The sequence below is a fragment of the Brevibacillus choshinensis genome (assembly GCF_016811915.1).
Taxonomy (GTDB): Bacteria; Bacillota; Bacilli; order Brevibacillales; family Brevibacillaceae; genus Brevibacillus; species Brevibacillus choshinensis_A.
Genome location: NZ_CP069127.1, coordinates 1,233,170 through 1,247,873 on the forward strand (window position 1 = coordinate 1,233,170; position 14,704 = coordinate 1,247,873).

Consider the following 14,704-nt stretch of genomic DNA (forward strand, 5'->3'; position numbering starts at 1 on the left):
AAAGCTCGCCAGTGGAGAGGAGGGGCCGTATGAGCGGCAAGTTGTTTGTGATCGGGTTTGGCCCAGGAAGTTTTGAACACATCACGAAACGGGCGCGGGAAGCGATTCAGGAGTCTGATGTCATCATTGGCTACTCGACGTATGTGGATCTGATTCGGGAGCTGTTGACGGATCAGGAGGTGGTCAGTACCGGGATGACGGAAGAGGTGGCTCGTGCACGTGAGGCTGTGCGACAAGCGGAAGAGGAAGGCAAGAAAGTAGCCGTGATCTCCAGTGGCGACGCTGGCGTATACGGCATGGCAGGTCTCGTCTACGAAGTCTTGGTGGAAAAAGGCTGGACGGAAGCGAACGGAGTCCCGATCGAGATCGTTCCGGGAATCTCTGCGATCAACTCCTGTGGAGCGATCCTGGGTGCGCCGATCATGCACGATGCCTGCACCATCAGCTTGAGCGACCACTTGACGCCGTGGGAGCTGATCGCCCGCCGGATTGATGCGGCCGGGATGGCGGATTTCGTCATCGCCCTCTACAACCCTCGCAGCGGAAGGCGCACTCGTCAGATCGTGGAGGCTCAGCGCATCCTGCTGCAATACCGCTCGCCGGATACGCCGGTCGGGATCGTAAAGAGTGCGTTCCGTGAACGGGAGCATGTCGTAGTCACTACGCTGGCGCAAATGCTGGAGCATGACATCGGGATGCTGACAACCGTGATTATCGGCAACTCGTCCACGTTTGTCTACGACGGCAAAATGATTACGCCGCGCGGTTACCAGCGCAAGTACACGTTGTCCGCGGATGAGCAGCCGCTGAAGCCGCACCAGCGACTGCGGGTGGAAAATGAGCCGTGGTCGCTGGAGGCAACAGAGGAGGCAGAGACGAGGGCAGAAGCGTCCGTCTCGATCGCAGCCGCTTCGCCAGTCCGCGAACAAAACAGCGGTGCATCGGTGACGATTGCGCCAACTGCAGGCGGACCAGTCGCCTCCACTCTAGCAGACTCGACTTCGGCAGCGACGGCGGTTCTAGAAGCGCCGACAGCTCCTGAGCCGAAGCAATCCCCGCTGGACTGGGCGGTGCAAGCACTGACCATCGCCAACGAGGCCAAGGGAATCGTCACGCCGCAGACCGCGAGTCCTGCAGCGCGTACGGCATCCTCCTTTGTTCCGGAGATGATCTTCGAATGCGCGGTCAGCCCGGGTGTTGCCAATAAAAAAATCACGCCGCAGCAAATGATGACTCTGGCTGAAGTGGCGGGAGAAAAAGGCGAGCTCGAGTATACGCCGCACCACCAGATCATCCTGCGCGTTCCGACGGCAAATCCGGACAGGATCACAACGAAGCTTCGTCAGCTCGGACTGATTTTGAGTCCGATCGGGGACGTAGTGCAGGTCAAGGCTTGCGATTTTTGCGATGGCGAGAAAAAGGACGGGATTCCGTTTGCAGAAGAGCTGCACCAAAAGCTCGGCGGCAAGGAAATGCCCAAAGAGCTGAAAATCGGCTTCAATGGCTGCGGAATGGCTTGCTATGGAGCAGTCAAGGAAGACATCGGGATCGTGTTCCGAAAAGGCAAATTCGACCTGTTCCTTGGAGCCAAGACAGTAGGACGCAACGCGCATGCAGGCATTCCGGTCGCCGAAGGTATCCCGAAGGAAGAGATCGTCTCCGTGGTGGAGCGCATCGTGACACGCTTCAAACAGGAAGCCTTCCCGAACGAGCGATTCCATAAGTTCTTCCAACGCGTAGGTGAGCTGGAAGGCTACGCTTGGCGCGAACCGGCGAAAGCAGAAATCGAAAACGCTGCCTGCGGCGACTAAGCTCAAACCGATAAACGAATTCGGATAGACAGGGAAAGCGGTAGCGCTGACCTTTTGCCATACAACAAAACAGATTCCAGGAGGAGATTACATGGACGCAGTATTATTTGTCGGACACGGAAGCAAAGATCCAGAGGGCAATGAAGAGATTCGGCAGTTTGTCAATTCGCTCGCACCAGAGCTGGATGTACCGATCATTGAGACATGCTTTTTGGAGTTCGAACGCCCTGATATGCTGCAAGGGCTGAACACCTGCGTCAAACGGGGAGCGACGCGTGTAGCCGTCATCCCGATCATCCTGTTCTCGGCAGGACACGCGAAAATCCACATTCCAGCGGCAATCGACGAGGCGAAGGAGCTGCATCCACACGTACAGTTCATCTACGGACGCCCGATCGGCATTCACGATGAGGTCATCAACATCCTGACCACGCGGATGAACGACGCTGGCTTTGCATCCGGCGAAGAGCACGAAGACTTGGCCGTTCTCGTCATTGGACGCGGCAGCAGCGATGCGGATGCCAACAGCGATATTTACAAAATGTCCCGACTGTTCTGGGAGCGCTACAAGGCGAAGTGGGTTGAAACGGCCTTTATGGGCGTGACCTATCCGCTGTATGACGAAGGGATCGAGCGCTGCCTGAAGCTGGGTGCCCGCCATGTCGTGGTGCTGCCGTACTTCCTGTTTACCGGCGTGCTGATCAAGCGGATGAGCGACCAGCTGGAGCAGTTCCGCGCGAAATACCCGGAAGCTCAGTTCACGATGGCCGAGTATTTCGGGTTCCATCCCTTGCTGAAGGAAGTACTCAAGGACCGCGTGGAAGAAGCCTTGCACGGCGAGGTCAAGCTGAATTGCGACACCTGTCAGTACCGCCTGGCCGCGATGGAGCACATCGATCATCACCATCACCACCACGATGACGAGCACGGACATCACCACCATCATGGACATCATCATCACCACCATGTGCACGATCATGACCACGACCATGAGCACGATCATGACCATGACCATGATCACAAGCACGACCACGTGACCAAGTAGGAGGTACGCCACATGATTCTCGTATTGGCTGGAACGAGCGATGCGCGTGAGCTGGCACTGTTGATGAAGCAAGCGGGCTACGAGCTGCTCACGACAGTGGTGACGGACAACGCTGCCAAAAGCATGGAGGAAGCGGGTGTCCCCGTTCAGGTAGGCCGATTGACCGCAGATGACATGCAAGCGCTGATCGCGGCAAAGGGAGTGCGGGCAGTCGTGGACGCCAGTCATCCGTTTGCGGAGGAAGCCTCGAAAAATGCGATGGCTGGGGCGAAGGCAGCGGACGTTCCTTACATCCGCTACGAGCGGGAGAGCCTCTCTGCACCGGGCAGCGAAAAGCTGATCATGGTGGACGACTACGTGCAGGCGGCTGAGCTGGCCGCTGACAAGCGCGGTGTCATCATGCTGACGACAGGGAGCAAGACCCTAAAGACGTTTACGGACCGCCTCTTGGGACTGCCGGACACGACGCTGGTGGCGAGAATGCTGCCGCGTCTCGACAATATGCAAAAATGCGAAGAGCTGGGCCTCGAGCAGAAAAACATCGTTGCGATGCAAGGTCCTTTTTCCAAAGAGCTGAACAAAGCGCTCTACGACCATTACGGTGTGACGCTGATGATTACCAAAGAAAGCGGCAAGGTAGGCGCTTTTGATGAAAAAGTGGAGGCCGCGCTCGAAATGGGGATCGAAACGATCGTCATCGGCCGTCCACAGATCGATTACGGCACCAAGTTCTCCGATTACGGAAGTGTGCTCGACCAACTGAACCTAGTAACGGGAGGAATCTAACCATGGATTTTCGTACGGAATTCAAGCCAATGACGGTACAGCCGCAAGAAATCGAAGACCTGAGCTTCCAGATCATCGCGGATGAGCTGGGAGAGCATCCGTTTACCGACGAGCAGTTCCCAGTCGTGCAGCGCGTCATCCACGCATCCGCAGACTTCGATCTCGGGCGGAGCCTGGTGTTCCACAAGGATGCCGTTCAAGCAGGGATCGCCGCCATTCGCAGCGGCAAGAAAGTCGTGGCAGACGTACAGATGGTGCAGGTCGGCATCAGCAAAAACCGCATCGAGAAATTTGGCGGAGAAGTCAATGTATACATCTCTGACCGCGATGTCATGGAGGAAGCAAAGCGCCTCAACACCACTCGTGCGATCATTTCCATGCGCAAGGCGATTAAAGAAGCGGAAGGCGGCATCTACTGCATCGGGAATGCGCCGACAGCCCTGCTCGAGCTGATCCGCTTGGTGAAGGAAGGAGAAGCTGCGCCTGGTCTCGTCATCGGAATGCCAGTCGGATTCGTATCCGCGGCAGAGTCCAAGGAAGAGCTGGCGAAGCTGGACATTCCGTTCATCACCAACATCGGGCGCAAAGGCGGAAGTCCGGTGACCGTAGCGGCGCTGAATGCGATCTCCATCATGGCGGAACGGTTGGGATAAATCCATGGCGGCCAAAGCAGCGACGGAAGAAAAAGAGGCAAAACCGCTACGCCACGGATATACAACGGGATCATGCGCAACGGCGACGACGAAGGCTGCTTTGATCGCGCTGATCACCCAAGAGCCGCAGAGGGAAGTGACGATTCGCCTGCCGATCGGCGAAGAGGTGACGTTTCAGCTGGAGAGCTGCGAATTCACGGAAGCCACAGCGACGTCATCCACGATCAAGGACGGAGGAGACGACCCGGATGCCACGCACGGTGCCCTGATTATCAGCACGGTGGAGTGGCTGGATGAACCAGGCATTATCTTGGACGGGGGAGTCGGGGTAGGACGGGTGACCAAGCCGGGTCTCCCTGTCCCCATCGGAGAGGCAGCGATCAATCCCGTTCCCCGCAAAATGATCCGGGAAGCTGCTCAGGATGTGCTCGATCAGTTCGAAGTCGAACGAGGGATCAAGATCGTGATCTCCGTGCCGGCTGGCGAAGAGATCGCAAAGAAAACGTTGAATGGAAGACTCGGCATTCTCGGCGGCATCTCCATTTTGGGGACGCGCGGAATCGTGGTGCCGTTTTCCACTTCGGCTTATAAGGCGAGCGTGGCGCAGGCTGTCAACGTCGCCAAGGAGGCTGGGTGTGAGCATATCGTCCTCTCCACAGGAGGCAAGACCGAGAACTACGGGATTGAGATGTACCCGCAGCTCTCCGAGGAAGCCTTTGTGGAGATGGGCGATTTCGTCGGTTTTTCCCTGCAGCAATGCAAGCGTAAGGGAATGAAAAAGGTGACGCTCGTCGGGATGATGGGCAAATTCTCCAAGGTCGCGCAGGGTGTCATGATGGTGCATTCCAAAAGTGCTCCGGTCGACTTTGGCTTTCTCGCCCAAATGGCAGAACAGGCAGGAGCATCCGAAGAGCTGCTCACCCAGATCCGAGAGGCGAATACGGCTGCGCAGGTGGGCGATCTGATGGCGGACACGCCGGCCTTCTTTGAAATCATGTGTGAAAATTGCTGCCGTGCCGCGCTAAAGGAAGTGGGGGGCGGTATCGAAGTGGAGACCGTGATCATTACGATGAAAGGGTCCCTGTTGGGAAAGGTGACGATCAATGACACAGACCATGAAAGTGATCGGGATCGGGGATGACGGACAGCAGAGCCTGCTGCCGTCGTACCGTTCATGGATAGAAGAAAGTGAACTGCTGGTAGGCGGGGAGAGACACCTGTCCTTTTTTCCCGAGTACGAGGGGGAAAAGCGAGTACTGAAGGGTGGGCTCACGGCGCTGGTGGAAGAGCTGCGCAGCGAGACGAGAAAGACGGTGATTCTCGCATCAGGAGACCCGCTGTTTTATGGAATCGGCAGTCTGCTCGCGAAAAAGCTGAACGTGGAAATCTACCCGCATCACAGCTCGATCCAGCTGGCCTTCGCCAAAATGGGTGAAGCGTGGCAGGACGCCGCGCTGATGAGCGTGCACGGCCGCAGCATCAAGGGGCTGGCGCAGCGCATCGACGGCAAGGAAAAGGTGGCGCTGTTGACGGATGCGCAAAATAGTCCTGCTGCGATTGCAAACTATCTGCTGTCGTTTGGCATGACGGAGTACGACGCGTTCGTGGCGGAAAACCTGGGGAGCGACGAGGAGAAGACTGGCTGGTACACGCTGGATGAGATGGCGGACGGCGTCTTTTCCGATCTGAATGTCGTCATCCTGAAAAAACGCCGCGAAAGCCCTATCTGGCCATTTGGCATCGCAGACGAGGAATTCTCCCAGCGCAAGCCGGACAAGGGTCTCATCACGAAAAAAGAAGTGCGCATCCTGAGCATCGCGCAGCTGCAGCTGCACGCAAAAAGCATCGTGTGGGACATCGGCACCTGCACAGGCTCAGTAGCGATCGAAGCGGCGCGCATCGCAAGGGAAGGCGAAGTATACGGTGTAGAGAAAAACGCGGACGACCTGGAAAACTGCCGCCGGAATATGGCCAAGTTTCGCACGGATCTGACGGTGGTGCATGCTCGGGCACCGCACGGTTTGGACCAGTTCCCGGACCCGGACGCTGTGTTCATCGGGGGCAGCGGGGGAGAGCTTCGCGAGCTGTTGAACATTTGCTGCACACGCCTGCGTCCAAACGGTCGGATCGTGGTGAACGCCGCTACGATCGAGACCCTGTACGAGGCGACACAGGCATTTGCAGCAGAGGGCTTTGAGACGTCCGTCACGCTTGCGCAGCTCTCGCGCAGCAAGCCGATTTTGTCGCTGACTCGCTTTGAAGCGCTGAATCCGATCTACATCATCACAGCATGGGCCAAAAGGGCCGAGGAAGAAAAAGGAGGAGACAGCAAGTGACCAAGATCGGAACCTTGTACGGACTGGGAGTAGGTCCCGGAGATCCGGAGCTGATTACAGTAAAAGCATTTCGTCTGCTGCAGCAATCGCCGGTGATTGCCTACCCGAAAAAGCGGATGGGCAGCAAAAGCTACGCCCACCAAATCGCGGAGATGTATGTGCAGCCTGCTGCCACCAATAAGGAAATGCTCGGGCTCGTATTCCCGATGACACGCGATCCGGAAATTTTGGAGCGCGAATGGAACAACACGGTTGAGCTGGTCTGGGAGCGTCTCTCCGAGGGCAAGGACGTAGCGTTCGTCACAGAGGGAGATCCGATGTTCTACAGCACCTTTATTCACATGATGCGCGTGATGCAACAGGAGCACCCGGAAGTGCCGATCATCACCGTACCTGGCGTCTCCTCGTTCCTCGGTGCGGCGTCCCGCTTCAATCTGCCGCTGGCGGACGGAGACGAGCAGATCGGGATCATCCCGGCGACAGAAGACAAGGAAGCGATGCGACGCGCAATCGAGTCGCATGATTGCGTCATCTTCCTGAAAGTGGCCAAGGTGCTGCCGATGGTCATCGGCCTGTTGAAAGAGATGGGGCTGGTGGACAAAGCCGCAGTTGCGACAAAAGTGACCTCTTCGGAGGAAATGGTATGGACGGATGTTCGGGAGCTGGAGCGCGCGGAGCTCAGCTATCTTACCTTGATGGTGGTGAAAAAATCATGAAGCTTTACATCGTAGGCGCAGGCCCCGGCGATCCCGATTTGATTACAGTAAAAGGCTTGAAGCTCTTGCAGAAGGCAGACGTGATCCTCTACACCGATTCTCTCGTCAATGAGGATCTGGTAGCGCTGGGCAATCCGGACGCAGAGGTGCTGCAGAGCTCCGGCATGGCTTTGGAAGAAATGGTAGAGCTGATGGTAGATCGCGTGAGCCAAGGAAAGACGGTCGTGCGGTTGCAGACAGGAGATCCGTCCGTGTACGGAGCGATTATGGAACAGATCGCGCTCTTGAAAGCGGCTGGAGTCGAAGTGGAAATCATCCCAGGTGTGAGCTCGGTATTCGCGGCTGCGGCAGCAGTAGGCGCAGAGCTGACCATCCCTGAGCTGACACAGACGCTGATCCTGACCCGTGCAGAGGGTCGCACACCCGTCCCTGAACGGGAAAAGCTGCGCGCGCTGGCGGAGCATCACAGCACATTGGCGCTGTATTTGAGCGCGACCTTGACGAAAAAAGTGGTGCGCGAGCTGGTAGAGGCAGGCTGGAGCGAGGATACGCCAGTCGCAGTCGTACAACGCGCGAGCTGGCCGGATCAGTTCATCCTGCGCACGACGCTGAAAAACCTCGATGAAGACATGGGCAAAAACGGAATCCGCAAGCATGCGATGATCCTGGCAGGCTGGGCGCTCGATCCGCACATTCACGAGAAAAACGAGCAGTACCGCTCGAAGCTGTATGACAAAACCTTCACGCACGGGTACAGAAAAGGTGTGAAAGAGTAATGGTCATTGAACTGAAAGAGGGAGAAATCCCGGAAATTCAGCAGCGCGGGGAGTACGCTATCGTCGCGATCACCAAGCATGGGGTAGAGATGGCACGCGACCTCGCCCTTAAGTTTCCGGGGACGGATCTGTATTACATGAGCAAGTTTGCCCGCGGGGATGAAGAGTCTCGGGGAATCCAGCTGTTCACGAACAGCGTGCGGATGCTGTTTCCTGCCCTCTGGCCTGCCTATAAAGGTCTAATTATCATTATTTCACTGGGAGCCGTCATTCGGATGATCGCTCCTTTGCTGGAGGACAAGAAGAAAGATCCGGGCGTCGTCGTAGTCGATGATCGCGGAGAAAACGTCATCAGCGTGCTGTCCGGGCATCTCGGCGGTGCGAACGAGCTGGCTCGCGAGGTAGCCGCAGTCATGGGAGCGCGTCCGATTATTACAACGGCCTCAGATGTGCAGAAGACGATTCCAGTCGATTTGTTTGGCCGCCGTTTCGGCTGGGAGTGGGATTCGGCTGAAAAGCTCACGCCGGTCAGCGCGTCCGTGGTAAACGAAGAGCGCGTGGCTGTCGTCAATGAATCTGGGGAGCGGGACTGGTGGATGCACGATACCCCGATGCCTCCGTCCATTCAAGAGTACGGGTCCATTGCGGATGCACAGGCAGCCGAGCCGCAAGCGGCGCTGGTTGTCACACACAGACTACTGGGGCCAGAAGAGCAATCCATCCTGGACAACGGTGTACTGTACCGTCCAAAGGTGATCGTGCTCGGCATGGGCTGCAACCGCGGAACGTCTGCAGAAGAGATCGAAGCGGTAATCAAGGAAACGTTGGATGAGCTGCAGTTCTCGATCAAGAGCGTGAAGGCGCTCGCCACCATCGAGCTGAAAAAGGACGAAGCGGGACTAATCGCCGTTTGCGAAAAATACGGCTGGCCGTTTGTCTGGTATTCACCAGAGCAGCTGAATCAGGTGCAGATCGAAGACCCTTCGGAGGCTGTCTATAAATTCACCGGTGCCTATGGCGTGAGCGAACCTGCAGCCAAGCTGTACGCAGGCGTAGACCAGCTGGTACTCACCAAGAAAAAGTCAGGAAATACGACCATTTCTGTCGGCTTGATGCCGTATCGGGAGGAGGGGCGCACATGAGTGAAAGCCGTCGCATTGTCATCGCCGGAACCGGCAGCGGAGCGGGAAAAACGACCGTCACCATCGGACTGATGGCAGCGCTGAAACGCAAAGGACACGTCGTGCAAGGTTTCAAATGCGGTCCGGACTACATCGACCCCACCTACCACACGGCAGTCACAGGGAGAGCCTCCCGCAATCTGGACAGCTTCATGCTCTCTCATGACACGGTCAAGGAGATTTTCGTGCGCGGATCGAGGGGCGCGGACATTTCCATCATCGAAGGTGTGATGGGGATGTATGACGGCAAGGAAGCGACCAGCGACAAGGGGAGCACGGCGGAGATCAGCATTTTGACGGGCTCGCCTGTCCTGCTCGTGGTCAACTGCCAGAGCATGGCGCGCAGTGCGGCAGCGATCGTCAAAGGCTTTCAGCTCTTGAATCCAGCGGCGCGAATCGTCGGCGTCATCGCCAACAAGGTCGGCAGCGAAGGGCATCACAAAATCGTGAAGGCTGCCATCGAGCAGGAGTGCGGGATTCCGGTAGTCGGTTACTTGAAGCGGGAAAACGAGCTGGAGATTCCAGAGCGCCATCTTGGCTTGGTTCCTTCCGTTGAACGTGGAGAACTGACTCCCTTGTTTGATAAGCTGGCAGATCTGATCGGTGAAACGGTAGACCTGGAGCTGATATGGGAGCTGGCAAAAGCGGAGGAGCTGCAGGCAGAGCCAAAGCTGTTTGCTCCCGAGCGTGTGACCGGCACACAAAATCGTGTGACCGGCACGCAAAGTCGCGTGACCTTAGCCATAGCCAAGGACCCGGCATTCCATTTTTACTATCCGGAAAATCTGGAGCTGCTGGAAGCGTACGGCGCCAAGCTGCGCTATTTCTCTCCGCTCGCGGGCGAGACGGTGCCAGCGGAGGTGGACGGATTGTACATCGGGGGCGGCTTCCCGGAGGAGTTTGCTTCCGAGCTTTCGCAAAATCAAGCTGTGAAAGAATCGTTCCGAGCTGCGATCCAAAGCGGGCTGCCAACCTTGGCCGAATGCGGGGGATTCATGTTTTTGACAGAAGCGATCGTTACGACAGAGGGCGACTGCTATCCGATGGTGGGGCTCATTCCAGGCAAAGTGACCATGCAAAAAAAGCTGGCCGCATTGGGCTATCGCGAGGTGCGTGGAAAAGAAGGAAACTTCCTGCTCGGTCCCGAGGAGCAGGCAAAAGGGCATGAATTCCACTACTCGACTTACTCTACGGATGCAGAGCTGCCGCATGCCTACGAGACAAAAGGCTTGCGCGGGACCAAGTCTGAGGGCTACGTGCAGGGGAATCTGGTCGCAGGCTATACGCACTTGCATTTCGGCTCGAATCCTGAGCTGGTCAAGCGCTGGATTGAACGCTGCGTGGAGGTGGGCGCGCGTGCCTAAAGCCCTCCCGTTGATGATTCAGGGAACGAGCTCAGATGCAGGGAAAAGCGCCATCGCGACCGCCTTTTGCCGAATCTTCGCCCAGGCTGGGCACAAGACAGCTCCTTTCAAATCGCAAAACATGGCGCTCAACTCCTACGTGACGATCGATGGCAAGGAAATCGGACGGGCACAGGGCGTCCAGGCAGAAGCGGCAGGAGTGCTCGCCACGACGGATATGAACCCGATCCTGATCAAACCGACGCGGGATTCCGAATCGCAGATCGTGGTCAACGGGGAGCCGTACGGAAATATGAAGGCGATGGCGTATCGGAGCGATTTTTACGACCAAGGCTTGCGGATCATCCAAGAGTCCTATGCTCGGCTCGCCGAGAGCTACGAACGGGTCGTGATTGAGGGAGCGGGCAGTCCGGCAGAGGTGAATCTGAATGACCGCGAGCTGGTCAACATGCGCGTGGCGCGCCTGACCAATGCACCCGTCATCCTGGTGGCGGATATCGAGAGGGGCGGTGTCTTTGCCAGTCTGGTGGGGACACTTCAGCTGCTTCCGCCCGAAGATCGGGACCGGGTGATCGGGGTCATCATCAACCGTTTTCGCGGAGACTTGACGCTCTTGCAGTCAGGCTTGGATTGGTTTGAAGAGTATACAGGAAAGCCCGTGCTCGGGGTCGTTCCTTTCATTCCGGATTTGTGGATCGATGCGGAAGACTCTCTCATCCTGCATCGGTACCAGGGGCAGCAGGAGACAGCGCGCGACATTGATATCGCCGTGATACGCTACCCGCGCATTTCCAACTTTACGGACGTGGACCCGTTTTTTGTGGAGCCGGATTGCCGCATGCGCTTTGTCAGTCGGCTGGAAGAACTGGGACACCCAGACTTGATCGTCCTGCCGGGCAGTAAAAACACGCTGGAGGACCTGCAGTTTTTACGGGAAACCGGACTGGCAGAGTGGATACGTGAGCTGCATCGCGAAGGAAAGGCTTACGTGGTGGGGCTGTGCGGCGGCTATCAAATGCTGGGTGAATCCATTCATGATCCGGATGGGGTGGAGTCTCCGCTGCGAGAAATGGCAGGGCTTGGCTTGATTCCGATGGTGACGACGATGGAGCAGCGAAAGACGACGGTGCAATCTCGCGGTACAGCCAGTTTTGCGGGTGTGCAGCTAGACCTGGTAGGCTATGAGATTCACATGGGGCAATCGGTCTTTGCAGAGAACGACGCGCCGTTTATCCAGCTCGAAAATCGCTCGGATGGCTACTGCGCGCAGGAACGTCAGTTGATCGGAACATATTTCCACGGACTGTTCCACAATGATGATTTTCGCACGCTGCTGCTCAATGCCATTCGGGAAAAGAAGGGACTTCCTCCGATGACGGATCGGCCATCCTTTGTCGCACTGAGGGAGCAAGGGTACGATTTGCTAGCCGATACCGTTCGCCGGCACGTAAACATTGGGGCTATCGAGGAGCAAATGAGGCTTTACCAGGAAAATGAGGTGCATGCAGGATGACAGACTTGGAAAAACAACTCGGCATGATTGAACCGCTCAACCGGGAGGCGGCAGAGCAGACCAGACAGCACGTCGACCAGCTGACCAAACCGCTTGGCAGCTTGGGGCGTCTGGAGACGCTTGCCGTGGAATTGGCTGCGATGACAGGGGAGACATTTCCTGTCGTGACCCCGCCTGGCGTCATCGTCTTTGCGGCAGATCACGGCGTAGCGAGGGAAGGCGTATCGGCTTACCCGCAGGAAGTAACGGCGCAAATGCTGCTGAACCTGACGAATGGCGGAGCGGGGATCAATGTGTTTGCTCGGCAGATCGGTGCGCTGCAAAAGTTCGTGGATGTAGGCGTAGCTGTAGAGGTGGATGCTCCGGGTGTCAGCAAGAAACGCATCAAGGCGTCATCGGGCAATATCCTGCGGGAAGCAGCCATGACGCGCGAGGAAGCGGAGCGCTCCATCCAGATCGGCATCGAGTCCGCCCATGAGATCGTAGCTGAGGGAGCGAAGGTGCTGATTGTCGGGGAGGTAGGCATCGGCAACACAACAGCGAGCAGTGCCATCCTGTCTGCCCTGACTGGAGCTGACCCGGATGAGATCGTCGGTCGTGGAACAGGCCTGACGGATGAGGGCTGGCAGCGCAAAAAAGCAGTGGTGAGAGAAGCGCTCGCCCTGCACCGCCCGGACGCTGCCGACCCGATCGACGTGCTGGCGAAAGTGGGCGGAATGGAAATTGGCGCAATGGCTGGGGCTGTCATCGGAGCGGCATCCCGTCGTGTTCCCATCCTGCTGGACGGCTTCATCGCTACGGTAGCGGCGCTTCTTGCCGTGCGATTGCAACCGGCAGCGGCGGATTATTTGATCGGCGGCCACCGATCGCAGGAGCCGGGACACGCATTTGTGCTGAAGGCTCTCGGCAAAGAGCCTCTGCTCGACCTGAATTTGCGGTTGGGCGAAGGAAGCGGCGCCGCACTGGCGTTCCCGATCGTCGAAGCTTCCACGCGAATGGTGAGAGAGATGGCGACTTTTGCATCCGCTGGGGTAAGCGATCGATGAGCCGGGCGGGGAAAGTATTCTTGGTCGGAGCAGGTCCCGGAGATCCCAAGCTGATTACCGTCAAAGGGATGGAGTGCTTGCAGAAGGCAGATGTGGTCGTCTACGATCGCCTGGCGAATCCAGCGCTGCTCGAGTATGCGCCGCAGACAGCGGAGCGCATCTACTGCGGCAAGCTCCCGGATAACCATACGCTGCAGCAGGAGCGAATCAACGAGCTGCTCGCGGAAAAGGCACTGGAAGGCCATGTCGTCGTGCGTTTGAAAGGCGGAGACCCGTGTGTGTTCGGTCGTGTAGGAGAGGAAGCCGAGCATTTGGCAGAGCGCGGAATTCCGTTTGAGATCGTGCCGGGAGTCACAGCGGGAATTGCAGCCCCCGCCTACGCAGGCATTCCTGTGACGCATCGGGAGCACGGCTCTTCCTATGCCGTCGTGACCGGACATTTGCGCGAAGACAAACCGGAGCTGGCGACCGAGAAGTGGCGAGCGCTGGCAACGGGCATCGATACAGTCGCTTTTTACATGGGTGTCGCCAACCTGTCGATGATCCGCGAGCAGCTGATCCGGCACGGACGTGATCCGCTGACACCTGTTGCGATCATCTCGTGGGGCACGCTGCCGCAGCAGGTGACGCTGACAGGGACACTCGCAGACATCGAGGAGCGGTTGGCGGAAAACCGTCAGGTCACGAATCCGGCGATCATTTTGGTAGGCGGCGTGGTACAATTGCGGGACAAGATCAGCTGGTTCGAATCGACTCTTTCGCCAGCAAACACGCTGTGAGCTTACGGATTGCCAAACCAAAAGATGGAGAGGAGCGATGGGCTTTGCGCCACTATCCCATGATGGTTGCCCTGCATCAAAAACGTTGTTTGGTCGTCGGTGGCGGGCAGGTAGCGGAGCGGAAAATACAGAGCTTGCTCGATACGGGTGCAGATGTAACCGTCATCGCTCCGTCTTGCACGGCGAAGCTGGAGGCATGGTCGGGAGAAGGGCTGATCGACATCGCGCGACGCCCCTTTGAACAAGAAGACGTGGTCCATGCGGTGCTGATCATCGCGGCGACCGACGATCCCGAGGTGAATCTGGCCGTGCATGCGGCATGTCAGCCCCATCAGTGGGTCAACATCGTGGATCGGCCTGATCTCTGCACCTTTACCGTGCCCGCGGTGGTGGAGCGTGGCGACATGCAGATCGCCATTTCCACAGGGGGCAATAACCCGGGCTTGGCAAAAAAGCTGCGGCGACAGCTGGAGGAATGGTTTGGCCCGGAATACGGGGCATACACGCAGTTTCTCGGAGACGTGAGGCAGCGAGTCCTTCGCTCGAATTTGGCCGAAAGCCAGAAGCGAGCCATCCTGATTGAGCTGCTGGATGACCGCTTTTTGCTCTGGACGAGGAGCGGTGAGTTTGAGCGGAGGGATCAGGAGGCAGAGCGGCTGCTGCATGGAAGGGACGCTACAGATCAATAACGAAAAGCT

At 57.5% G+C, this 14,704-nt stretch carries 14 protein-coding genes; all 14 read left to right on the forward strand.

Translation table 11 applies throughout. From position 1 onward, the window contains the following. The first annotated feature begins 29 nt into the window (after positions 1-29). The 14 genes from cobJ (at position 30) to JNE38_RS06675 (ending at position 14,695) form a co-directional block, all read left to right on the forward strand. A complete protein-coding gene (gene cobJ / locus JNE38_RS06610) occupies positions 30-1,811 on the forward strand; it encodes a precorrin-3B C(17)-methyltransferase (protein ID WP_203355812.1) in 1,782 nt (593 codons plus the stop codon). Between the two features lie 91 nt (positions 1,812-1,902). Beyond that, a complete protein-coding gene (locus tag JNE38_RS06615) occupies positions 1,903-2,856 on the forward strand; it encodes a sirohydrochlorin chelatase (RefSeq protein ID WP_203355813.1) in 954 nt (317 codons plus the stop codon). A 12-nt stretch (positions 2,857-2,868) separates the two neighbouring features. Continuing rightward, the gene (gene cobK, locus JNE38_RS06620; RefSeq protein ID WP_203355814.1) at positions 2,869-3,642 is read left to right on the forward strand and encodes a precorrin-6A reductase; all 774 of its coding nucleotides are present in this window, start codon (positions 2,869-2,871) and stop codon (positions 3,640-3,642) included. A 2-nt stretch (positions 3,643-3,644) separates the two neighbouring features. Then, complete coding sequence (locus JNE38_RS06625) at positions 3,645-4,295, forward strand: precorrin-8X methylmutase (RefSeq protein WP_203355815.1); 651 nt, start codon at positions 3,645-3,647, stop codon at positions 4,293-4,295. 4 nt (positions 4,296-4,299) lie between these two features. Then, positions 4,300-5,436, forward strand: a complete 1,137-nt coding sequence (locus JNE38_RS06630) for a cobalt-precorrin-5B (C(1))-methyltransferase (RefSeq protein ID WP_203355816.1) — start codon at positions 4,300-4,302, stop codon at positions 5,434-5,436. Beyond that, positions 5,399-6,631, forward strand: coding sequence for a precorrin-6y C5,15-methyltransferase (decarboxylating) subunit CbiE (cbiE, locus tag JNE38_RS06635; protein ID WP_203355817.1), 1,233 nt, complete (start codon positions 5,399-5,401; stop codon positions 6,629-6,631). Before JNE38_RS06630 ends, cbiE begins: the two co-directional genes overlap by 38 nt. After that, positions 6,628-7,347 (forward strand): precorrin-2 C(20)-methyltransferase, encoded by a 720-nt coding sequence (cobI, locus tag JNE38_RS06640; protein ID WP_203355818.1) that lies wholly within the window; start codon positions 6,628-6,630, stop codon positions 7,345-7,347. Before cbiE ends, cobI begins: the two co-directional genes overlap by 4 nt. Beyond that, on the forward strand, positions 7,344-8,123 hold the full coding sequence (cobM, locus tag JNE38_RS06645; RefSeq protein ID WP_203355819.1) for a precorrin-4 C(11)-methyltransferase: 780 nt from the start codon (positions 7,344-7,346) through the stop codon (positions 8,121-8,123). Before cobI ends, cobM begins: the two co-directional genes overlap by 4 nt. After that, positions 8,123-9,265: a cobalt-precorrin 5A hydrolase gene (locus JNE38_RS06650; protein ID WP_203355820.1), complete on the forward strand. Its 1,143-nt coding sequence runs from the start codon at positions 8,123-8,125 to the stop codon at positions 9,263-9,265. Before cobM ends, JNE38_RS06650 begins: the two co-directional genes overlap by 1 nt. Further along, a complete protein-coding gene (locus JNE38_RS06655; protein WP_203355821.1) occupies positions 9,262-10,668 on the forward strand; it encodes a cobyrinic acid a,c-diamide synthase CobB in 1,407 nt (468 codons plus the stop codon). The genes JNE38_RS06650 and JNE38_RS06655 overlap by 4 nt, the downstream gene beginning before the upstream one ends. Beyond that, on the forward strand, positions 10,661-12,181 hold the full coding sequence (locus JNE38_RS06660) for a cobyric acid synthase (RefSeq protein WP_203355822.1): 1,521 nt from the start codon (positions 10,661-10,663) through the stop codon (positions 12,179-12,181). The genes JNE38_RS06655 and JNE38_RS06660 overlap by 8 nt, the downstream gene beginning before the upstream one ends. After that, positions 12,178-13,227 carry a nicotinate-nucleotide--dimethylbenzimidazole phosphoribosyltransferase gene (gene cobT, locus JNE38_RS06665; protein WP_203355823.1) on the forward strand — a complete coding sequence of 350 codons (1,050 nt, stop codon included), beginning with the start codon at positions 12,178-12,180 and terminating at the stop codon, positions 13,225-13,227. Before JNE38_RS06660 ends, cobT begins: the two co-directional genes overlap by 4 nt. Beyond that, the gene (gene cobA / locus JNE38_RS06670) at positions 13,224-14,006 is read left to right on the forward strand and encodes a uroporphyrinogen-III C-methyltransferase (protein ID WP_203355824.1); all 783 of its coding nucleotides are present in this window, start codon (positions 13,224-13,226) and stop codon (positions 14,004-14,006) included. The genes cobT and cobA overlap by 4 nt, the downstream gene beginning before the upstream one ends. A 44-nt stretch (positions 14,007-14,050) precedes the next feature. Beyond that, positions 14,051-14,695 (forward strand): precorrin-2 dehydrogenase/sirohydrochlorin ferrochelatase family protein, encoded by a 645-nt coding sequence (locus JNE38_RS06675; protein ID WP_203355825.1) that lies wholly within the window; start codon positions 14,051-14,053, stop codon positions 14,693-14,695. Positions 14,696-14,704 lie beyond the last annotated feature (9 nt).

Excerpts from the sequence above, each read along its gene's own strand:
- cobJ (WP_203355812.1), top strand. The coding sequence starts at position 30 with ATGAGCGGCAAGTTGTTTGTGATCGGGTTTGGCCCAGGAAGTTTTGAA.
- JNE38_RS06615 (WP_203355813.1), top strand. The coding sequence starts at position 1,903 with ATGGACGCAGTATTATTTGTCGGACACGGAAGCAAAGATCCAGAGGGC.
- cobK (WP_203355814.1), top strand. The coding sequence starts at position 2,869 with ATGATTCTCGTATTGGCTGGAACGAGCGATGCGCGTGAGCTGGCACTG.
- JNE38_RS06625 (WP_203355815.1), top strand. The coding sequence starts at position 3,645 with ATGGATTTTCGTACGGAATTCAAGCCAATGACGGTACAGCCGCAAGAA.
- JNE38_RS06630 (WP_203355816.1), top strand. The coding sequence starts at position 4,300 with ATGGCGGCCAAAGCAGCGACGGAAGAAAAAGAGGCAAAACCGCTACGC.
- cbiE (WP_203355817.1), top strand. The coding sequence starts at position 5,399 with ATGACACAGACCATGAAAGTGATCGGGATCGGGGATGACGGACAGCAG.
- cobM (WP_203355819.1), top strand. The coding sequence starts at position 7,344 with ATGAAGCTTTACATCGTAGGCGCAGGCCCCGGCGATCCCGATTTGATT.
- JNE38_RS06650 (WP_203355820.1), top strand. The coding sequence starts at position 8,123 with ATGGTCATTGAACTGAAAGAGGGAGAAATCCCGGAAATTCAGCAGCGC.
- JNE38_RS06655 (WP_203355821.1), top strand. The coding sequence starts at position 9,262 with ATGAGTGAAAGCCGTCGCATTGTCATCGCCGGAACCGGCAGCGGAGCG.
- cobT (WP_203355823.1), top strand. The coding sequence starts at position 12,178 with ATGACAGACTTGGAAAAACAACTCGGCATGATTGAACCGCTCAACCGG.
- cobA (WP_203355824.1), top strand. The coding sequence starts at position 13,224 with ATGAGCCGGGCGGGGAAAGTATTCTTGGTCGGAGCAGGTCCCGGAGAT.